Here is a 19,427-nt window from a genome sequence, read left to right on the forward strand (position 1 = left end):
TCTCCCGCGTTTCCTCCGACGCTGTTTTTATGCGCTGTTTTTACAAGGCTTCTGGCGCGCGGGCGTCGAAGGATATTGTTGCTTCCAATAGGCGTTTTGGCAATGGGGCGAGGGGAATGCACCTTTGGGCCTTGGCCATGACCGAAAGTACAATGATACGCCTTTTCCGTCGCGCTGTTTTTTGTGCGTTGTGCGGTGTACGAATAACGCATGGCCGAAGTGCCAGCGGCGCGTCGGCAGCGTGATGACCAAGGTTGATACCCAGGGAGGGACCATGTCGGACGTTTCGTTGATGGTGAACGGCAAGCGAGTCAGCGGAGCTGCCGAGGATCGAACGCTGCTGGTTCACTTCCTGCGCGAGAATCTCGGCCTGACCGGCACGCATGTCGGCTGCGACACCTCGCAATGCGGGGCCTGCGTCGTCCATGTCGACGGCAAGGCGGTCAAGTCCTGCTCGATGCTCGCGGTCCAGGCCTCAGGGTCGACCGTCGTGACGATCGAAGGTCTCGCCAACGGCGCCGACCTGCATCCCGTGCAGGCCGCGTTCAAGGAACATCACGGCCTGCAATGCGGCTTCTGCACGCCAGGCATGATCATGACGGCCACCGACATGATCAACCGCCATCCCGAAGGCCTCGACGAGGCGACGGTGCGGGCCGAGCTGGAAGGCAACATCTGCCGCTGCACCGGCTACCACAACATCGTCAAGGCGATCCTCGCTGCATCGAAGACGATGTCGAAGGGGGCCGCCAAGGCCAAGGCGAAACAAGCTGCATGAGGAACGAAGCGAGTAGCGAATAGTGAGTAGCGAATAGTCAGTTTTCTCTGGCCGAGCTCCAACTCACCATCATTCACTACTCGATATTCGCTACTCACTATTCGCTATTTCTGGGAGGAATTTCTGATGGGCATTGAAGGTGTTGGCGCTCGGGTCGCGCGCAAGGAAGACAAAAGATCCATCACCGGCGCCGGCCGCTATGTCGACGACATGGTGGTTCCCGGCATGAAGCATGCGGCCTTCGTGCGCAGCCCGCACGCGCATGCGCAGATCAAGAAGATCGATGTCAAGAAGGCTCAAGGCATGCCCGGTGTCATCGGCGTGCTGACCGGCAAGGAACTCAAGGCCGACGGCATCGGCAACCTCATCTGCGGCTGGATGATCCATTCCAAGGACGGTTCGCCGATGAAGATGGGCGCATGGTCGCCGCTGGCCTTCGACAAGGTGCGCTATGTCGGTGACGCCGTCGTTATCGTCGTGGCCGAGACCAAGGGCCAGGCGCGCGATGCGGCCGAAGCGGTCGAGATCACCTACAAGGAATTGAAGGCCGTTGTCGACGCGACCAAGGCGCTCGAAAAGGGCGCGCCGCAGATCCATCCCGAGGCCGAGAACAATCTGATCTTCGACTGGGAGATCGGCGATGCCAAGGCGACCGATGCGGCGATCAAGGCGGCGGCGCATGTCACCCGCATGAAGATCGTCAACAACCGGCTGGTGCCGAACGCCATGGAGCCGCGCGCGGCTCTCGGCCACTACGACAAGGCCGAGGACCATTACACCTGCTGGACGACATCGCAGAACCCCCATGTCGCGCGGCTGGTGATGAGCGCCTTCTACAATGTCGCGCCGGAAAACAAATTGCGCGTCATCGCGCCGGATGTCGGCGGCGGCTTCGGCTCCAAGATCTACATCTACCCGGAAGAGATCGTCTGCCTGTGGGCATCGAAGAAAACCGGCGTGCCGGTCAAATGGGTCGCCGACCGCACCGAGAGTTTTCTGTCCGACGCGCATGGCCGCGACCATGTCTCGACGGTGGAAATGGCCTTCGACAAGAACAACAGGATCACCGGGCTGAAGGTCGACACGATCGCCAATCTCGGCGCCTATATGTCGCTGTTCTCGTCCTGCGTGCCGACCTATCTCTACGCGACGCTTTTGTCGGGCCAGTATGACATCGCGGCCATCCACGCCAATGTGCGCACCGTCTACACCAACACGGCACCCGTCGATGCCTATCGCGGGGCAGGGCGGCCGGAAGCCACCTATCTCCTGGAACGCACGATGGAAGCAGCGGCACGGGAGCTCGGTGTCTCGCCAGCCGAATTGCGGCGCAAGAACTTCATCACCTCCTTCCCGCACCAGACGCCGGTGATCATGAATTATGATGCCGGCGACTACGGCGCCTCGCTCGATGCGGCGATGAAGACGTCGGACTATGCCGGCTTTGCCAAGCGCAAGGCCGCGGCGGCCAAGCAAGGCAAGCTGCGCGGCATCGGCATGAGCTGCTACATCGAGGCCTGCGGCATCGCGCCGTCGGCCGCGGTCGGCTCGCTCGGCGCTGGCGTCGGCCTGTGGGAATCGGCGGAAGTGCGGGTCAACGCCGTCGGCACGATCGAGGTGCTGACCGGCTCGCACAGCCATGGCCAGGGCCACGAGACGACCTTCGCGCAACTGGTCAACGAGCGTTTCGGCGTGCCGATCGATCCGGTTTCGATCGTCCATGGCGACACCGACAAGGTGCAGATGGGCATGGGCACTTACGGCTCGCGCTCGGGGGCGGTCGGCATGTCGGCGATATCAAAGGCGCTCGACAAGGTCGAGGCCAAGGCCAAGAAGATCGCCGCCCACCTGCTCGAGGCCGACGAGGGTGACATCGTCATCGAGAACGGCGCACTGAAGGTCGCCGGCACCGACAAGAACGTGCCGTGGTTCCAGGTGGCGCTTGCCGCCTATACCGCCCACAATCTGCCGGCAGGGATGGAACCCGGGCTGAAGGAAACGGCCTTCTACGATCCGTCGAACTTCACCTTCCCGGCGGGTTGCTACATCTGCGAGGTCGAGATCGATCCGGAGACCGGAACCACCGAGATCGTCCAGTTCGTGGCGGCCGATGATTTCGGCAACATCATCAATCCGATGATCGTCGAAGGCCAGGTGCATGGCGGCATCGCGCAAGGGATCGGCCAGGCGCTGCTGGAAGGTGCCCATTATGACGCAAGCGGACAGCTGCTGACGGCGAGCTACATGGATTACACCATGCCGCGGGCGGGCGACCTGCCGTCATTCCAGGTCTCGACCTCGAACACGCCATGCCCGGGCAATCCGTTGGGGATCAAGGGCTGCGGCGAGGCCGGCGCCATCGGCTCGCCACCGGCCGTCATCAACGCCATCACCGACGCCATCGGCATTGCCGATATCGCCATGCCGGCATCGCCGTCCACCGTCTGGGCCGCGATCCGCGCCGCGACGAAATATTGATCAGCGAATAGCGAATAGGGAGTAGCGAATAGGGAAGGGAGAGGGCGGTGCGATTGGACGGTTCCTATTCGCTATTCGCTACCCCCTATTCGCTCTTTCCCCAAAGGGAGAAAGACAAATGTATTCAGTCAACTATCACCGTGCCGCCTCGGTCGCTGACGCCGCCAAACTCGTGAAGAGCGGCGACGCCAAGCTGCTCTCCGGCGGCATGACGCTCATCCCCGCCATGAAGACGCGGCTGGCGGCTCCTTCCGATCTCGTCGATCTGTCACGCATCAAGGATCTGCAGGGCATCAAGGTGTCGGGCAAGACGGTCACCATCGGCGCCGCCACCACGCATTTCGACGTCTCCAATCACGAGAAGCTGCGCAAGGCCTGTCCGGCGCTTGCCCATCTGGCGTCGCTGATCGGTGATCCGGCGGTGCGCCACAAGGGTACGATCGGCGGCTCGATCGCCAACAACGATCCGGCGGCGGATTATCCGGCCGCACTTCTGGCACTGGGCGCCACCATCGTCACCAACAAGCGCGAAATACCGGCCGACAAGTTCTTCAAGGGGCTGTTCGAAACGGCATTGAAGGATGGCGAGATCATCACGGCAGTCTCCTTCACGGCTCCGGCAAAGGCTGCCTACGAAAAATTCCGCAACCCGGCCTCGCGCTACGCGATCGTCGGCGTGTTCGTGGCCAAGGGCAAGGACGGCGTCAGCGTTGCCGTCACCGGCGCCGGCGACGACGGCGTCTTCCGTTCGAAGGAGATCGAGGCAGCGCTTGCCAAGAGCTTTGACGCTGCCTCGCTCAATAGCGTGAAAGTGCCGGCGAAGAACCTGATGAGCGACATCCACGCTTCCGCCGACTACCGCGCCAATCTGATCACGGTCATGGCCAAGCGTGCGGTGGCGGCAGCCAACGCCTGACGCCTGCTAGCAGTTGTGGACAAGGAAAGGGCCCTTAGCGGGCCCTTTTTCGTCTGTGGCGGCCGGTATCCGCCCAATTCCCTATGGAATCGCCGCAGCCCACCATCCCTTTGCTTGAAGCAATTCCGGTCCGTGCTCGCCTGCAAACTGCATCGGCGGCAATCTCGCACTTGCACAAACATATATTGCACTGCAGTATGGGTTGGGGCGGGAATGCGAGCCGGGTTCGGACTGCGTACCGCCGTGCCCGTTCGCATGCCAATGCGAAGGGATCGGCATGTCCGAAATTTCCGCCACCGAGATGGTTCCGTCCCGATCCGTCGTCGACAGATCGGCCAGGACAAGGTTGGCCTATCTCGACGGCTGGCGCGGCCTGTCGATCGCACTGGTGCTGATCGGCCATTTTTTCCCGGTTCCCGGAATCAATCTCGGCGTGCTCGGCGTCGAATTCTTCTTCGTGCTCAGCGGCCGGCTGATGGGCGAAATCCTGTTCATCGAACGCTATCCGCTGAAGAAATTCTTCAAGCGCCGTTTCTCGCGCATCTACCCGGCGCTTCTGGTGTTCGTCGTCATTGCCATGGTCGCGCTCTCCGGCACGTTCATCGCCTACAAATGGAAGGCGGCACTGACGGCGCTGACATTCACCTACAATTACGCCGGAATTCTCGTCACCCGCGCCGGGGCGCTCGACCATATCTGGTCGCTCTGCGTCGAGGAGCATGCCTACATCATCCTGGCGTTGATCAGCGCGCTCGTCTCCAGCCGCAACCGCGTCATCCCGCTGCTGTTGGCGCTGGCCTTGCTTGCCATGGCCAATGGCGCGGTGTCGTACTGGGTCTTCAAGCTGGACTACGAGGCCACTTACTGGCGCACCGACGTGCACATCGCCTCGATCCTGCTGTCGGCTTCGATCTGTCTGCTTAAGGCCGAAGGCCGGCTGCCGGCGGTGTTAAAGGGCCCCTATGTCGCCCTGGCGGCGGCTGCGGTTGCGGTTCTGTTGTTCATCGACCCGGTGCCGACGCCGATCCACTATCTGCTGGCGGTGCCGCTGCTGGCGCTCGCCGTCAACGCGCTCGATTTCAGCACGCCAATTTTTTCCAATTTGCTGTCGTCCTGGCCGATGGCGACGTTGGGCCTGTGGTCATACTCGCTCTATCTGTGGCAGCAGCCCTTCTACAAATTCGTCTATGAGCAAGGCAGCAACCCATGGCCGATGCTGGCCGCGGTCTTTGCCTGCGCGCTTTGCAGCTACTACCTCATCGAGCGGCCGGCGCGTGAATGGTTGAACCGCAACTGGTGATTCAGGACTTATCACGCCGAGACACTGTTGTTCCGAGCCTCAGATAGCGCCGCAGGCCGGCTTCGCCGCGCGGTGTTGTCCAGCGATGGTTCCAGGCGAAGGCCGGCCGCAGCAGCGGTGCCAGGAATTTGAGGATCGGCCGCTCGACCGTGACCTGCCAGGTCAGCTGGACATGGGTGCCGCTGCCCGACGGCGACAGTTCGGCCCGCCACAGCCCGTCGAAGTCGCCAAAGGTTTTCACCACGACCAGCCGGCCAGGCTCGAGTTCGGCGACCTCGATGATGAAGTTCAGTTCATAGGGCAGGGCGCCACGCGCCCGTGCCCTTGCCCGTGAGCCGACCGATGGCTTGCCCTTGCCGCTGATCGGCACCACTTCCTTGTAGACATCGCCCCACCACAGCGGCAGCAATTCGGCATCGGAGAGCACATCCCACACTTGCCGAGGCGTGCCCTCGGGAATGTCCCAGCTTTCGTCGAAGCGGAAGACGTTGCTTGGCATCGCGGTTCCTCCATTTGGTGGAACGCTTATATTAGGGGCGTCTTCTTTATGTGGCCAGCAATCAGGCGACGATCTGCTTGACGTAATAACGCACCGCTTTCTTGCCGCCATGGATCACCGCGTCGCCGACCTCAGTGAAGCCCAGCGCGGCGTGGAAGGCATCCGAGGCGGGGTTGGGCGGATCGGCGTTGACCTCGCAGGTGACCAGCGTGTGGCCGGCGCGCTCCGCATGCTCGAACAGGTCCTGATAAAGCCGGCGCGCATGGCCGCGGCCCCTTGCGTGCGCCGCCACGACGACGCGGTCGACATAGATGAAGCGTTCGTAGCGTTCGCAAAACCAAAGGAAATTCGGGCTGTCGTAGTTGGCCTCCTGGTCGAAGGTCATGATGAAGGCTTCGAGATCGCCAATGCGCCGCGCGTAAAAAGCCTCGCCGAGCAGGAACGACAGCCGCTCGGCTTCGAGCCAGGACAGTTCGGCGGCATGTTCGTTGTTGAGCGCCAGTATGTCCGCTTCGTCGCTCTGCGCTATGCGGTCTATCGGAGTGGTCATGCCTTGGCCGCCGTGATCGTTGCCGCCACCAGCGGTGTGTCGGTCAATGTGTTGCGGTATTCGCGGTCGAGATCGGAGCCGCCCATGCCGACCTTGGGATTGCGGTAGCGCATGACGCTCGGCACGTCCTTCAGTGCTGCAAAATGCATTTCGGCCAGCCCGGTTTCTTTGCGCACCTCGGCGATATTGCCGAGATCGAGCCCGCCGCAACCGAGGATGATGATGCGGTCGCCGGCCTGCCGCACCAGATCCGCCAGTAACGGCAGGCCTTCAATCGCGGTGTCGCGCTGGCCGCTAGTCAGCACGCGGCCGACCTTGCAGCGGATCAGCGCTTCCAGCGCCTCCGTGGGATCGCGCGTCATGTCGAAGGCCCGGTGGCAGGTGACGTTCAGCGAGCCGGCGGCCTCGGTCAGCTCGCCCATGCGCTTCTCGTCGATGGTGCCATCGGCGTTCAGGCAGCCGAACACCACGCCGGGCACGCCGAGTTCGCGGAGTGCCGCGACATCGGCGAGCATCGAGCGGTATTCGGTCTCGCTGTAGAGAAAGTCGCCGCCGCGCGGCCGCACCATGACGTGAAACGGCACGGTCGCCTGGTCGAGCGCCGCGTGTATCGTGCCGAGGCTCGGCGTGATGCCGCCTTCGACGAGGCTGGCGCAGAGTTCGATCCGGTCGGCCCCGGCCGCCTGCGCGGCCAGCAGGCCATCTATGCCTTCGACACAGATTTCGATCAGCGGCGGGCGGGTTTGTGTGGTCAAGGGGTCTCCATGATGTTGCGCAAAGCCCTAGCACCGGGGCGGCTGGCGCGAAAGCGTGAACGGCGCACCGCCATTTGGACCAGACGACATTTCCCGGCTTGACAGTATTATAACTGAATGGTTATGAGTTAACCCATAGCTAGCGGGTTATTGATTGACCGTTGGCGGCGCGGCGGCAGCCGAAAAATCCATCAGCTAATAACCCGGAAGCGCTGCCTCCGGGCTCGGCAAAACACGCCCTCGAAAGGAGAAAGATCATGCAAGCGAGAATCAAGAACCCAGTGATGCTCATCCCAGGCGCCCTGCAGGCGCTGCTGGCGCTGGACAAGTCGACGGAGGCGGCTGATGTGCCTTATGTGACGCGCAAGCTGATCCATCTGCGCGCCAGCCAGATCAACAATTGTGCCGTCTGCGTCGACATGCATGCGCGCGAACTGAAGACGGCCGGCGAGAAGGACGAGCGCATCTTTGCGCTCGCCGCATGGCGCGAGACGCCTTACTTCACCGACGCCGAGCGGGCGGCCCTGGCATTGGCGGAGGCCGGCACGCGGCTCGCCGACCGCCCTGACGCCGTACCGGACGATGTCTGGGACGAAGCCGCCCGGCACTATGACGAAAAGGCGCTTGCCGCTTTGGTCGTCCAGATCGCCCTGATCAACGCCTTCAACCGACTGAACGCGACGACACGACAGATGGTCGGCGCCTGGGGTTGAACGCTGGGTTCCGCGTTTGGTGCAGGGCGATTGCTCGAACGGGAAGGCGGGGGCGGCACACGGCCTCCCGCCTCCTGGGTGCGAGCGCAACCTAATTGGCTACTGGCGCAATTCGGTGTTCTTGGCGCCTTCCTCGACCTGATCGATCACCAGGAGCTTGACCGGACCGTCGCCGATATTGGTGGCCTGATGCCATTGCCCGATCATTTCGATGATGAAATCGCCCGTCTTGTAGGTGTTGCTGTTGCCGGTCTCGACATTGGTGACCTTCAGCGTTCCGGCCTCGACATAGGCGTAGCGCGGGAAGGGGTGCCGGTGCACCGGCAAGGTCGCGCCCACCGCGATGTCATAGGTCGACACCAGCACCTGCACATTCTTCTGCGGCAGCGTGATCGGCTGGCCGGACGCGGTGGTCGTGCGCGATGCCAACGGGGTGACGACGACAGGCGTGCTGCTGCTGTCGAGTGCCAGAGCGCAGTTTGCATAAAGTGCAGCCGCGGCCAGCAGCGCTGATACCAGGATTTTGCGCATGATTCCTCCCTGAACGGACGCATCTATCGCGCGACGGACAACCGCGCGCAAGCACTGCAAGAGGTGCTGGCAGATACTTTCAGTCTCTCTGCTGAAGGCTGGCGGACGTTCTGTGCGAGGCTCCGCCGCGAATCCGCCGATTAGTTCGGAACTTCGGCCGAGGGCTCATCGCATCGATAGACCATGCATTGACCGCCACTGGTCGGAACATAGGCAACCATCGGCACGGAAGGCGCGTCGCACTCATTGCCGAATTGGCGGACGTAGCGATCATAGGTGTTCGGCCCGGTGCTCAGCACCGCTGCATGCTGGCTCTGGATCAATGCCTGGGTCTGCGCGCAGGTCATCTTGCGCGTGTCCGGCCGGGCGCTGGCAAAGCTTGTAGCGGCAACCGTCATCGCAGCGGCGCAGAGCGAAATCTTGCGTATGGGCATGGCGGCATCCTTGCGAAACATCGGATCAGCAAATTCGCATCTTGTGATGCGGTTCCGCAATGGTCGCGCTGTCACGATGCAGCGAGCCAAGTTACCATAAACACCGGCCGACAAACGGTAACCGTTCCGCCGAAAAACTCTCAGACGCTTGGAAATGTTGGCTCCCCGGGTCGAATGAAACCGCGAACTACGTGCTGCCGATCCCCTCGATGCTACGCCAGAACCTTCCGTCGAGATTCGCAAACGCGACCGCGAGCGAGCTGAGCGCGTCCGATTGGCCGGCGGGCCTAAGCCATCCCTCCGAGAGCGCGCTGTCGCATTTGCCCGCGAAAAGGGTGAAGTGCGGACGCGCGACTTGACTGAGATCGGAATTCCCCGCTGCTATCTGGCCCGCATGTGTGGTGAGGGGCTGCTCATCAAGGTTTGCTACGGAACCTATCGCGCCACAGATCGCGAGCCGGCATGACTCGGGATCGCCGCATGCACCGGCGGCTTCAGCCCCGTTTGTAGCCGGCGGTAACCTCATCCTTGTGGGCGGCGAAGGCTGCCAGGACCTCTGCCTTCTCGGGCTTCGGAACCTTGAAGTGGTCCAGCGTCCGCCCGAGTTCCGCTGCGACCTCATCGAACTCGGCGGGAGAGATCCGCAAGTCCCGGTGGGCCTCTTCAAGACCGAGCGGCGTCGTGCCGGGCTTGGTGGCGACGAACTTGAAGGGGCCACCGGAAACGTCGCAGACCCACAGTGTGCGCATAAACTCGAGGCCGGGCAGCCTGCCAAGGTTCTTGGTGTGCCATTTCCGCAGCTGTGGGTTCTTGGACTTCTGGCCGACTATGGGGTTTTTCACGACTGCATCGCTAAAGTGGTCCACCACCGCTGCGATGGCGAACACGCCTCCCAGCCGCTCGTAAAGACTTTTCTCAGGCGTGGTTTGCTTGGCCTGCGCTTGCGCGCTGTCTGTAGCCAATACGGCCGTCGATGCGGCGGCTACCGCCAGTCCTGCGACGACACTTCGTCTTGTGAAAGAGGTCGAAACAGCCGTTTTCATCTCTGGGGTCCTTCGAGTTGAGCCAGAGCAAGCCGCAGCCTGTCTGGCGGCTTCAATGAAGTATGTTCCTACTTTGCCTTAACCCGGCACCGTCTGAGGAATTAACGAAGCCTCCGCCCGAATTATTCCGATTAATCGCATTCCCGCCGTCGAGATGTGTCAACGATGAAGACCCACGCCACGCTTCGCTGCTGGATCAAGCGCGGCGAAATCGACGAGGAGGTGGACAGCCTCTATCGAACGATCCTCGACGCGATTGTGCATTACGACCCCGGTCTGCCCGAATAGGCCTTGCCATCTAGATCGAGGCGAGGAATATAATCCTCCCGTTGCGGCGAACCCCTCAAAACGGAGTCGCCAAATGGCCAGTTCAAAACCGTCAAAGCAGTTATCGCCGGCAGAAATCGAGAGCTTTCTGGTGGCAGCGGAAGCGCTGCACACGAGCATTATCAAGCCGTTTATATCGCCACATTGCGACCACTACCGGGCAACGCGGACCCTGCATGAGGTGCTGTTGAAGGCCGTGCGGGAACTGACCGGGAAGGAAGTCGAGTTCATTCAGTCAGTGGAACACCACGGGGCCGGTGCGGCCCCCTACGGCTGGGTAGCCAACGCAGGCAGCCGGATATATCTTTCAGCCGGCGGAACGTTTGTAGCCGTCCCGGTGTTATCACCATGGTCCCCGCATAGGGATCATAAAGGGCCTTGCCCCCTCTTGGCCCTAGTTCGAGTCCGCTGTCTCCCCGGCAGCGGACCCGACCCATTCAGGTGATCGCCGGCATCCCTCAAAACGCAAAATGCCCAACGACTTAACTGCCTCCAGCTCGACTGAATACAACCGTGCCATCGTCTTTGCGAACTTCCACCGCCACGATACCGGACTTTCGATCTGGAAAGGTCAATAGCGCGTGGTCCCGTGCCGCTTTCTCGGTATCGAAGGGCGTCTTCTCCACGATGCCCTTTTTCCCGTACCAGATCACCGTGTAGGCCACAGCTGCGACGCTCCTTTCTCCAGGCGCTTGATTTTGCTGGCCAGCAATTCAAAGGACGCGTCTAGCCCCTTGACGGCGGCGTGAAGGGCAGCAGTAGCCGCTGCCAGATGGTCTTCAGGTTTGCCATTGTCGTTCGCTAGATCGGTGCGTTGAGGCAGCGACATGAGGGAACTATGCGCCTAGTCGGGGTGTCAGTCTACGGGGTCGGCGAGGGCGCCAAGATCGAGGAGATCAAGCCCAAGAATCGCTAGATCCTGCAGTGAATGGAGGGGTGGGTCATTTTGCCTCCTGTCCCATTTCAGGACTAGGGTGCTGGCATCGCTCTTGCTTCGGAGAAGGTGCCGGCTAATCCCGGCCCTGATCGCGTACCTGATCAGGTAGTAGGCTCGCCGGGCTTGAGGTGGTTGGGGTCTTCGCCCGGCGGGTTTTCTCTTAGGCCTTTTGTTTTGTGGCCCTGTATTCGGCTTCCCACGGCAATGCGTCAAAGTCCGGCTTGTGGTTGCCGGAACGGTAGGCGTCCTGGCCGATATAGCTGCATTTGCCGCTCTCCAGGATGCAGGCAAGGGCGGACTTCCTGGGCATCGGTAAAGGCCTACTGCTCTTTCCATGCGAGAAGATGTCCCACGGAGGGTCACGCGTGTCGCCGTTCATTGTGATGAAGGCAACAGGGACGCGCGATTGCAGCGGCCCGGCGCGCACTTGTTGGGCAGTAGCGCGCCGGGCCTAACCGGCGAGGCTTCGAGGGGCGGGCGCCGGCTGGCGAATATATGTGCCAATGCTAATATATAAGAAGCATGCGAATGAAGGAACCAAAGGCAAAGGCCAGCAGATGACCGACAAGCCGGCCACAACCTACGTCGTAAGCGTGTTCGAGAAACCGCATTGGCGCACCATCCTCACCACCAAGGACAGAGCCAGCAGTCATCGGGCCTTGCGTACGTTGCGGAAAGGCTAGCGCGCCGACTGTTTCTTGGCCTGTGCGGCGATAGCGCAGAGGAAGGCCAATGCGGCGGCATCGCATGCCTCCCGTGATGGCCCCTTTGCGAAAAGGACTGCGTCCGCGGCTGGTATTGTCAAACCATGCTTTCTGGCGAATGAGGCGACTTCGTAAGGCTGATTTTCTGGTTGATTGCCGGCGTCGAAATCGTAATCCATAGATTGAATTCCTCCCAGTTCGCGACCTTTTCCCTCTCCGTCTGAGGTAAAATTAACTGCCGGGGTGTCGCGCGAGTCTAGCAACTGAGGATTGCGTAAATCGATATAACTCCGAAACCCGCCTACGTCTTGTTGTTTCCAAGCATCTAAGGACGCGGGATCCTGCTACAATCCCCCATGGCCGTTCGAATGGCGGTTGTCCTGGCACTTATTTTCGCCTTCGCTTACGGATTCGCAAAACTCGTGGAACGTTATGGCGGTTTGGGCGATCGGCCCTCTCCGTGTGCTGGAAACCCTGATTGCACACACCCGAAGGTGCCATCTCCTGAGCCTAAGCCTTCCTAAGCCTCACCCCAGCGCCGCCGCCATTTTCGGGAATGAACTCGACGCCAGCCGATTCGAGGGCTACGCGCATTTTGTCCACGCTGCTGACTCGTGCATCCTGCCCAGCTTCGAGACGGTTCACAGTATTGCCTCCAACGCCTGCCGCTTTGGCAAGGAAGCGGCGGCAAAGGCCCTCATCGACGCAATCGACGGCATAATGGCGCAGACGGAAGCGACCATGGCCGGCGTGATGATCAAGGCCCCGGCGTTGGCGGCGTGGGGCCTCGTCCAAGACCGGCAACGGTTATTGACGCCACAGGCGGCGGCGTGGGGGCCGGCGCTTGGTGCATCGGTCGTTCGCATGGCAGGGGAGGCATGACCATGGCTGACGCAATAAACAAGGTAACCTTCACCGGCCTGGAAAGCCAGATCTGCGACGCGTTCAACATGGTCGACGTTCTCATGGACATGTGCGAGACGCATTTCTGCAAGTCCGGCGATGACAACATCATCGTCACCAGCACGGAAGCAGCCCGGCTTTTCTTCATCGCCTGTCAGGCAGAGGCGATTACCCACAAACTGAAGAAGGCCTATTACGAGGCTTGGGACAACGGACGGGGCGAGGGTGGTGCGCCCGGTATTGGTCAGCTCGGCGCCCTGATCGCTGCGCACACAGCGGCTCTGGCTGACTACGATGCGATGCCGGATGAAGACACCAAGTCAGCGGCCTTCAGGCGCGCTAGTGCGGCGGTCACCAAGACGCGCCAAGCCCCGTTCGCCCATCGGCCTGTCAACATCGCTGAAGCCACGCGCAAAGCCGAGTTCATGGCGTCGTGCAGGACGTTCATCGAATGGGACGACTTTGACCAAGTCAACTTGATCAACGCTCTGACGCCGGGCGGGGGAGCGCATTAACGGCACAGACACGATTCGCAAGGCAATCGGCCCGCTGCCTCACGGTGGCGGGCTTTTGCATGCGACTGCGGAAACTGATCCAGAGCCCGGTCGCGGGAGGAACGAGTCGGCCAGCCTTCGCGTTGTTCACGATCGAACCGATGGAGGTAACCGTGAGGAAGCTGATACTCGCGTCCGTGCTCGCGATTGCTGGCACGGCCGCTGTAGTCGAACCGACGCAAGCGCAATTTCTCTTTCGCCCTTTGGGGGCTATAACGGTGACTTTTTTGGTGGCTTCGGAGGATCTCCGCCCCCTATCGCCACTATTACAACCGAGATTACTATGGTGACCAGTACTATGCGGAGCAATATCGCCCGTACTATCGATACCATCACCGGCACTATTACCGGCACTACCGGCACCACAGGCATCACCACCATAGGCACTACTACCACTATTGAAATACGACGACCTGTCGCATTTGGCCCGCTGCCTCACTGTGGCGGGCTTTCCGCTTTGTAGGGGCTAATAGCGGGATCAACGGGCATAATTCAGCCGCTCAACTTGTGCCGCGCGTAGGCGAGTGCCATCATCCTTGATGGCTCGCGACCCAATTAAAGTCATTGAGGCAAGGCGCCGTTACAACGCCAAGCACCGCGAAGAACTCCTAGCGAAGGGACGTTCTCCTGCTGCGTTGGAAAAACAGCGGAAACGGCGTGCCGAGAATCCAGAGAAAGCGGCCGAACATAGACGGCTGTTCAAACTGAGGCATCCAGACCGCGTCAAAGCCGGCTGGAAAGCCTATCGCGTGGCCAACAGCGAAAAAATCGCGGCGTACCAAGCAAGCTATTCAGTCGAACATAAAGCCGAGATCCTAGCTACCAAGCGCGTATATTGGGTGAAGAACCGCGACAAGGTCGAAATGTGGCAGGAGCGGCGCAAGCTCAGGGAACGATCCATAAATGCCATTCGCCACAATCCAGAGGATGTCATTCGGGTTGTGAGCAGGGCAGTCAGCGCAGCGCTCCCACGCTTCATGCGCGATGATGTCATCAACGCGATGCTCGAAGCGGTGCTATTGGGTGATCAATGTCGGCATTCGCATGAAGGATTACGTCAGGGGGTACAACCGAGAATACGACACGTTCAAAATGCTTTCACTCGACGCGCCCATGGGAGGGACGGACCTCAGGCGAATCGATTTGCTGGAAGCGCCGGCTTCATATGAGCCCGAAGAGGACGAGGAAGACCCGGACAAAGTGATGCTCAAGGGTGGATATTCCCGCTGGTGAGCTGTTCGCCGCGTGCCTATTGCGTGCCATTCTCCGATGGAGATGGGGAGCGCAGATTCGCTAAGCTATTGGAAATATTGGCTCCCCGGGCCGGATTCGAACCAGCGACCAACCGGTTAACAGCCGGTTGCTCTACCACTGAGCTACCGGGGAACGGAGGCTCTTTGAGCAAGTGGCGCAGCCTATAGCAAACACCTTTCGGCTTTGCAAAGAAGCATTTCGCTTTTTTCCGAGACTTTTTCGCTCAGGCGTTTCTCGCAATCGGTCGGCTCCGTCCTCATATTAGCCGTCTTGGCGATGGGCGCGGAACCGAAATGGCGGTCGCGGCTTTCGTAAACAGGCATTTTCGAGTCACGAGACAAGCGACCATACAGGCAGCCATTGGCGATGACGGCAGCAGGCGAAAACCGGATACCAGCACGAAAGATCTCGATTTTCGGGCGCGATTTCGCCATGCCGCAATCGCGCGGCCTCAGAATCACGATCGGCATTCTTTTGACCATCGGCGGCATTCTCGGCTTCCTGCCGATTCTCGGCTTCTGGATGGTCCCGATCGGATTGTTGGTGCTTTCCTACGAATTCGCCATGGTGCGGCGCCACCGGCGCCGCTTCGTCGTCTGGGGGGAGCGGCGGCGGCGACCAAATTGAGTGACAGGCGCCAAGCCGCATCGCTGACCGCGCCGTCCTTCGGCCGCGTTATGCCCTTGTTCGGGTTCAGGATTTTTGTGTATCGGCTTTTCGGCCCGCACTTCTCTCCAGATCCTCGCGGATTTCCTTGAGAACGGCGGCAGCCGAGGCAAGGCGCGCACGGTCGCGCGGCGAAAGCCTGGCAGTGCCGTCTATCGCAAGGCAGTCGATGGCATGGCGCAACAATTCCTCGCATCCCGATCGCGACAAGCCGTCCCAGGCATTCGTTGCGTTGTTTAGGCTTGCCAGCCGCATGGCGCAGTCCTCCTCGTTTCTCAACGGTGGCCGGGGCGTGGAGTTTCTCATGATCTCCTGCTATACTTAACGCTCTGCTAATATGTGTTGTGGCCAATATGGCTGCGACGCTTGATTCGGAGGGTTGGATTCTTGCAGAGGAAACCGCGTGGAATGCGTGGTGGCCGCTTGACGCCATTTTCGCCGCAACCTATTGGAACCGGGTGGAACGCCGGGAGCAACGAGGCCTCGTGGCGGAGTGGTTACGCAGAGGACTGCAAATCCTTGCACCCCGGTTCGATTCCGGGCGAGGCCTCCAATGCCCCAGGCTCCCGCGCGCAAGCGCCGGAGCCTGAAGTTCCAGTCGAAATGAGCCGCGGTTCTGGCGCGGCAGGCAGATTGGTTGGGACATGAGCGCTGATTTCTCCGAGCTTCGGGTCAAGATGGTCGATGGCCAGGTTCGCACCACCGATGTGACCAGCGCTCCGCTTCTGGAAGCCTTGCTTTCCGTGCCGCGCGAGGTTTTCGTCGGCGACCGCCAGCGCGATCTCGCCTATATCGATGGGGACATCCGCATTGCCGACGGCACCGGTGGCGCGCGTTATCTCATGGAAGCATCGCCACTGGCCAAACTGATGCAGCTGGCCGAGATCAACCCAACCGATTCGGTTCTCGATGTCGGGAGCGGCAGCGGCTATGCCTCGGCCGTATTGTCGCGGCTGGCGAGATCAGTCGTGGCGCTCGAAAGCGATTCGGCCCTAGCGCAAACCGCCGCGTCGACCCTTTCCGGCCTTGGCTGCGGCAATGTGACCGTGGTCCAGGGGGCGCTGGCGCAAGGTCATGCGGCCAAGGCGCCCTACGACGTCATCTTCATCGGCGGCAGTGTCGAGAACGTGCCGGCGCCGCTGCTCGATCAACTCGCCGAAGGCGGCCGACTCGTCGCGGTCGAAGGGCAGGGCAATTCCGGCGTGGCGCGACTTTTTTTTAAGGCTGGGGGGGTTGTAACCGGGAGACGGGCATTTAATGCGGCAATTAAGCCACTACCCGGCTTCGAACGTGAGCATGCCTTTGAATTCTGAATGATTTGTGCTTGCAGCAAAGGCTTTGTCATGGTCGCTTGGACTTGAACAATCGTTGCTGATCTCAGACTGGGGGCACTTTGGGACCGAGCGACAGGGAACATAAAGACACGCCACTCCGGCTCCTTTAACGAGAAGCTGGCGCGGCGCGGTTCCCATGGAAAACGAATGAGGGATATACCCGTGCCGTCTGTATCCAAGACCCTTTTTGCCGCCATCCTCGTTTCCGCGACCGCGCTGTCGCCCCTGACCGCCTCGGCGGAGACCATCACCGGCGCGCTCGCCAAGGCCTATCAGTACAATTCCACGCTGAATTCGTCCCGCGCCGGTGTGCGCGTCACCGACGAAGGCGTGGCCATTGCCAAGTCCGGCTGGCGCCCGACCATCAACGGAACTGCCGATGCGAATTATGTGAACACGCGCGTCAGCGGCGCCAACAGCAAAACGGGGTCGGCCAGCGTCGGCATCGTCATCAACCAGACCCTGTTCGACGGTTTTCAGACCAGGAACAATGTGGCGGCCGCGGAAGCCCAGGTGAAGGCGTCGGTGGAGAGCCTGCGTAACACCGAGGAGAACACGCTGTTCAATGCGGCCAGCGCCTATATGGACGTGATCCGCGATCGGCAGATCGCCGTACTGACCGAACAGAACCTGCAATTCCTGACCGAGCAGGCGCGCGCCGCGCGCTCGCGTTTCGAGGTTGGCGAGGGCACGCGCACCGACGTTGCGCAGGCCGATGCGTCGCGCGCCTCGGCCGTAGCTTCTCTCAGCGCCGCCCGCGCGCAGGCATTGGCCAGCGCCGCGCTCTATCACCAGATCGTCGGCGACGAGCCGGGCAAGCTCAAGCCGGCTGCGCCATTGGCGAAGCTGTTGCCGTCGAGCCTCGCTTCGGCGATTGCCATTGGTTCGGCCGAACATCCGGCCATTCTCTCCACCCAACATCTGGTCGACGCGGCCGCGTTTTCGGTGAAGTCGGCGGAAGGCGCCCTGTTGCCGCAGCTTACCGCCTCTGCCGGCATCTCGGATGACTATCTCAATCGTAATCCGAACATCGGAACGAACGGCAATTCGACCTCGGCCAATATCGGCGCGACATTGACCATTCCGATCTATTCGGCCGGCCGGACCTCGGCGGTCGTGCGCCAGAACAAGGAATCGCTGGGCGAGGCCCGCATCCAGGTCGATGTCAGCCGTGATCAGGTGCGCCAGGCCGTTGCCACCGCATGGTCGCAATACACAGCCGCGCAGCAGAGCGTCTCGGCCAACAAGCAGGTGGTCGACGCCGCGCAACTGGCGCTGAACGGCGTCATCGAAGAGCGCAATGTCGGCCAGCGCACAACGCTCGACGTGCTCAACGCGCAGGCCACCGTCATCACAGCCAAGATCAACCAGGCCAATTCCGAACACGATGTGGTCGTGGCGAGCTATGCCATACTGTCGGCGATGGGTCGCCTGTCGGTCGACCGGCTTGGCTTGGCGGTGACCAAATACAAGCCCGAAGAGCACTACAACGCCGTCAAGGACAAGTGGATCGGCGTGCGTACGCCGGATGGCCGCTAAGGCCGGTTCATCGTTTCGCGGAGCGTCGAACCGCTCTAATTCTTGGTACTGGCGCAATTGCCAGGAAAAGCCGTTTCACACTTTTCCTGGAATTGCGCCAGGCGCACTGGCGAGTTGACCTGCCTCGGCCCTCTTGAGTGGGACCTTCTTTGAAACTGGTCCTGCTTCGGCTTCATGCTCTAATCTGTTGAAATCCCACATGTCCCCAGATTGGGGATTCTCGTGCGGCGATCCGTCGGTTACGCTGTCGCCATGATTCGAATCCGGCTTGTGTCGGAGCGGAAACCCACAGGGGTCACAAGGGCGGCGGATGTGACGATGGCCACGGCAAGCAGCGCACAGCGCGAACCTTCCATGGAAGAGATACTGGCTTCCATCAGGAGGATCATCGAGGACAGCGACAACGGTCGCAAGCAGCCGGGCGAGGCCGAAGAGTTGCGGCAGGATCTGGAGCCGTCGCCAAGCGAGGCGCCGGCCGCCGACGTCGATGCGTTTCGTGCCGAACTGCATGCCGCCCCTGAAGTCAGGAAGCCCGTCGCGCTCGCGGAAGTCCAGGCGCCTTCGCCCGAGCCCGCGCGCATGGAAGCGCAGACGCGCGCCGATCCTGTGCCGGTCAAGCCGGCGATGACGCTTGCCGAGGTCAGCGCCAGGATCGCCGCCGAGCCGGTGCCTGTCGTCAGGACCGATGCGCCAATGGTCCCGAAGGCTGGGGTCCCACAGGCTGACGCCCCGGTAGCCAGCGCGACAAGCGACGCCATCGTTGCCGATTGGCGGCGCGAGATCGCGGCGGTCGGAGAGCAAGCGAAAGCGATACCGGACAGGAGCATCCGCAAGCCGGTCGCCCAGCCCGAGGCGCCGGCGAACGAACCGGTGGTGGAGGCTGCGTTCGAGCAGCCTCCTTCAAGCGGCGCTCCGGCAGGCACCGCCCAGGCACGTGCGGCGGCAAGCGAAGCGCCCACGGCGCGTCCGGCAATCCTTTCCGAACACACGGGCCGTCAGGTCGCAGCCGCCTTCGGCGAGCTGTCCGATGCCTTTGCCAGCCGCAGCAAGAAGACATTCGACGAGATGGCCGAGGAGATGCTGCGGCCGATGCTGCAGGACTGGCTGGACAACAATCTGCCGACGCTGGTCGAAAGGCTGGTGCGCGAGGAGATCGAGCGCGTCGCGCGCGGCGCGCAGTAATCTCCTCCAGCGATCACTCTCGAAACGCCG

General features: G+C 61.4%; 24 protein-coding genes, 2 tRNA genes and 2 pseudogenes. 16 read left to right on the forward strand and 12 right to left on the reverse strand.

The annotated features are described in order from the left end of the window. Window positions 1-274 precede the first annotated feature (274 nt). From AC0V8S_RS19625 to AC0V8S_RS19640, 4 genes are all read left to right on the forward strand, one after another. Window positions 275-778: a (2Fe-2S)-binding protein gene (locus tag AC0V8S_RS19625; protein ID WP_475432872.1), complete on the forward strand. Its 504-nt coding sequence runs from the start codon at window positions 275-277 to the stop codon at window positions 776-778. Between the two features lie 126 nt (window positions 779-904). Then, window positions 905-3,256, forward strand: coding sequence for a xanthine dehydrogenase family protein molybdopterin-binding subunit (locus AC0V8S_RS19630; protein WP_475432873.1), 2,352 nt, complete (start codon window positions 905-907; stop codon window positions 3,254-3,256). A gap of 118 nt (window positions 3,257-3,374) precedes the next feature. After that, window positions 3,375-4,172 (forward strand): FAD binding domain-containing protein, encoded by a 798-nt coding sequence (locus tag AC0V8S_RS19635; protein ID WP_475432874.1) that lies wholly within the window; start codon window positions 3,375-3,377, stop codon window positions 4,170-4,172. Window positions 4,173-4,449: 277 nt separating this feature from the next. Continuing rightward, window positions 4,450-5,472 carry an acyltransferase family protein gene (locus tag AC0V8S_RS19640; protein WP_475432875.1) on the forward strand — a complete coding sequence of 341 codons (1,023 nt, stop codon included), beginning with the start codon at window positions 4,450-4,452 and terminating at the stop codon, window positions 5,470-5,472. 1 nt (window position 5,473) lies between these two features. On the opposite strand, the gene AC0V8S_RS19645 is transcribed toward AC0V8S_RS19640, so the two are convergent. The 3 genes from AC0V8S_RS19645 to AC0V8S_RS19655 form a co-directional block, all read right to left on the reverse strand. Next, window positions 5,474-5,971 (reverse strand): SRPBCC family protein, encoded by a 498-nt coding sequence (locus AC0V8S_RS19645; protein ID WP_475432876.1) that lies wholly within the window; start codon window positions 5,969-5,971, stop codon window positions 5,474-5,476. A 61-nt stretch (window positions 5,972-6,032) separates the two neighbouring features. Continuing rightward, window positions 6,033-6,521 (reverse strand): GNAT family N-acetyltransferase, encoded by a 489-nt coding sequence (locus AC0V8S_RS19650; RefSeq protein ID WP_475432877.1) that lies wholly within the window; start codon window positions 6,519-6,521, stop codon window positions 6,033-6,035. Next, entirely contained in the window at window positions 6,518-7,276 is a 759-nt protein-coding gene (locus tag AC0V8S_RS19655) for a copper homeostasis protein CutC (RefSeq protein WP_475432878.1), read from the reverse strand. The genes AC0V8S_RS19650 and AC0V8S_RS19655 overlap by 4 nt, the downstream gene beginning before the upstream one ends. Before the next feature lie 257 nt (window positions 7,277-7,533). On the opposite strand from AC0V8S_RS19655, the gene AC0V8S_RS19660 reads away from it, so the two are divergent. Continuing rightward, entirely contained in the window at window positions 7,534-7,989 is a 456-nt protein-coding gene (locus AC0V8S_RS19660; RefSeq protein WP_475432879.1) for a carboxymuconolactone decarboxylase family protein, read from the forward strand. 99 nt (window positions 7,990-8,088) lie between these two features. Here AC0V8S_RS19660 and AC0V8S_RS19665 read toward each other — a convergent pair whose 3' ends face one another. Next, window positions 8,089-8,520: a cupin domain-containing protein gene (locus tag AC0V8S_RS19665; protein WP_475432880.1), complete on the reverse strand. Its 432-nt coding sequence runs from the start codon at window positions 8,518-8,520 to the stop codon at window positions 8,089-8,091. Window positions 8,521-8,660: 140 nt separating this feature from the next. Further along, entirely contained in the window at window positions 8,661-8,954 is a 294-nt protein-coding gene (locus AC0V8S_RS19670; protein ID WP_475432881.1) for a hypothetical protein, read from the reverse strand. A 340-nt stretch (window positions 8,955-9,294) separates the two neighbouring features. Between AC0V8S_RS19670 and AC0V8S_RS19675 the strand changes: the two genes are divergently transcribed. After that, the gene (locus AC0V8S_RS19675; RefSeq protein WP_244571155.1) at window positions 9,295-9,420 is read left to right on the forward strand and encodes a type IV toxin-antitoxin system AbiEi family antitoxin domain-containing protein; all 126 of its coding nucleotides are present in this window, start codon (window positions 9,295-9,297) and stop codon (window positions 9,418-9,420) included. Window positions 9,421-9,448: 28 nt separating this feature from the next. Here AC0V8S_RS19675 and AC0V8S_RS19680 read toward each other — a convergent pair whose 3' ends face one another. Then, window positions 9,449-9,997, reverse strand: a complete 549-nt coding sequence (locus AC0V8S_RS19680; protein ID WP_475432882.1) for a group I truncated hemoglobin — start codon at window positions 9,995-9,997, stop codon at window positions 9,449-9,451. 195 nt (window positions 9,998-10,192) lie between these two features. Between AC0V8S_RS19680 and AC0V8S_RS19685 the strand changes: the two are divergent. After that, a pseudogene (locus AC0V8S_RS19685) lies at window positions 10,193-10,285 on the forward strand (DUF768 domain-containing protein); the annotation flags it as partial. Between the two features lie 73 nt (window positions 10,286-10,358). Then, window positions 10,359-10,605 (forward strand): annotated as a pseudogene (locus AC0V8S_RS19690) (hypothetical protein). A 201-nt stretch (window positions 10,606-10,806) separates the two neighbouring features. Here AC0V8S_RS19690 and AC0V8S_RS19695 read toward each other — a convergent pair. The 3 genes from AC0V8S_RS19695 to AC0V8S_RS19705 all read right to left on the reverse strand — a co-directional run bounded on the left by AC0V8S_RS19695 (window position 10,807) and on the right by AC0V8S_RS19705 (window position 12,144). Beyond that, the gene (locus AC0V8S_RS19695) at window positions 10,807-10,989 is read right to left on the reverse strand and encodes a hypothetical protein (RefSeq protein WP_475432883.1); all 183 of its coding nucleotides are present in this window, start codon (window positions 10,987-10,989) and stop codon (window positions 10,807-10,809) included. 432 nt (window positions 10,990-11,421) lie between these two features. Further along, window positions 11,422-11,571, reverse strand: a complete 150-nt coding sequence (locus AC0V8S_RS19700) for a hypothetical protein (protein WP_475432884.1) — start codon at window positions 11,569-11,571, stop codon at window positions 11,422-11,424. Between the two features lie 369 nt (window positions 11,572-11,940). Beyond that, window positions 11,941-12,144: a hypothetical protein gene (locus tag AC0V8S_RS19705; RefSeq protein ID WP_095199884.1), complete on the reverse strand. Its 204-nt coding sequence runs from the start codon at window positions 12,142-12,144 to the stop codon at window positions 11,941-11,943. Between the two features lie 283 nt (window positions 12,145-12,427). Between AC0V8S_RS19705 and AC0V8S_RS19710 the strand changes: the two genes are divergently transcribed. From AC0V8S_RS19710 to AC0V8S_RS19720, 3 genes are all read left to right on the forward strand, one after another. Then, window positions 12,428-12,847: a hypothetical protein gene (locus tag AC0V8S_RS19710; RefSeq protein WP_475432885.1), complete on the forward strand. Its 420-nt coding sequence runs from the start codon at window positions 12,428-12,430 to the stop codon at window positions 12,845-12,847. A 2-nt stretch (window positions 12,848-12,849) separates the two neighbouring features. After that, on the forward strand, window positions 12,850-13,383 hold the full coding sequence (locus AC0V8S_RS19715) for a hypothetical protein (RefSeq protein WP_475432886.1): 534 nt from the start codon (window positions 12,850-12,852) through the stop codon (window positions 13,381-13,383). A 575-nt stretch (window positions 13,384-13,958) separates the two neighbouring features. Continuing rightward, window positions 13,959-14,591, forward strand: a complete 633-nt coding sequence (locus AC0V8S_RS19720) for a hypothetical protein (protein WP_475432887.1) — start codon at window positions 13,959-13,961, stop codon at window positions 14,589-14,591. Window positions 14,592-14,733: 142 nt separating this feature from the next. Here AC0V8S_RS19720 and AC0V8S_RS19725 read toward each other — a convergent pair. Together AC0V8S_RS19725 and AC0V8S_RS19730 are read right to left on the reverse strand one after the other, a co-directional pair. Then, window positions 14,734-14,808: transfer RNA gene (locus tag AC0V8S_RS19725), tRNA-Asn, on the reverse strand. Between the two features lie 29 nt (window positions 14,809-14,837). Further along, complete coding sequence (locus AC0V8S_RS19730) at window positions 14,838-15,158, reverse strand: hypothetical protein (protein WP_475432888.1); 321 nt, start codon at window positions 15,156-15,158, stop codon at window positions 14,838-14,840. On the opposite strand from AC0V8S_RS19730, the gene AC0V8S_RS19735 reads away from it, so the two are divergent. Continuing rightward, window positions 15,043-15,303 (forward strand): PGPGW domain-containing protein, encoded by a 261-nt coding sequence (locus AC0V8S_RS19735; protein WP_475432889.1) that lies wholly within the window; start codon window positions 15,043-15,045, stop codon window positions 15,301-15,303. The genes AC0V8S_RS19730 and AC0V8S_RS19735 overlap by 116 nt on opposite strands. Before the next feature lie 66 nt (window positions 15,304-15,369). On the opposite strand, the gene AC0V8S_RS19740 is transcribed toward AC0V8S_RS19735, so the two are convergent. Beyond that, a complete protein-coding gene (locus tag AC0V8S_RS19740; RefSeq protein ID WP_475432890.1) occupies window positions 15,370-15,525 on the reverse strand; it encodes a hypothetical protein in 156 nt (51 codons plus the stop codon). Between the two features lie 296 nt (window positions 15,526-15,821). On the opposite strand from AC0V8S_RS19740, the gene AC0V8S_RS19745 reads away from it, so the two are divergent. From AC0V8S_RS19745 to AC0V8S_RS19760, 4 genes are all read left to right on the forward strand, one after another. After that, a tRNA-Cys gene (locus AC0V8S_RS19745) sits at window positions 15,822-15,895 on the forward strand. Window positions 15,896-15,986: 91 nt separating this feature from the next. Then, window positions 15,987-16,655 (forward strand): protein-L-isoaspartate O-methyltransferase family protein, encoded by a 669-nt coding sequence (locus AC0V8S_RS19750; RefSeq protein WP_475432891.1) that lies wholly within the window; start codon window positions 15,987-15,989, stop codon window positions 16,653-16,655. Between the two features lie 183 nt (window positions 16,656-16,838). Next, a complete protein-coding gene (locus AC0V8S_RS19755) occupies window positions 16,839-18,215 on the forward strand; it encodes a TolC family outer membrane protein (protein WP_280515938.1) in 1,377 nt (458 codons plus the stop codon). Between the two features lie 318 nt (window positions 18,216-18,533). Then, complete coding sequence (locus tag AC0V8S_RS19760) at window positions 18,534-19,397, forward strand: PopZ family protein (protein ID WP_475432892.1); 864 nt, start codon at window positions 18,534-18,536, stop codon at window positions 19,395-19,397. Window positions 19,398-19,427 lie beyond the last annotated feature (30 nt).

The sequence above is a fragment of the Mesorhizobium oxytropidicola genome (assembly GCF_056174625.1).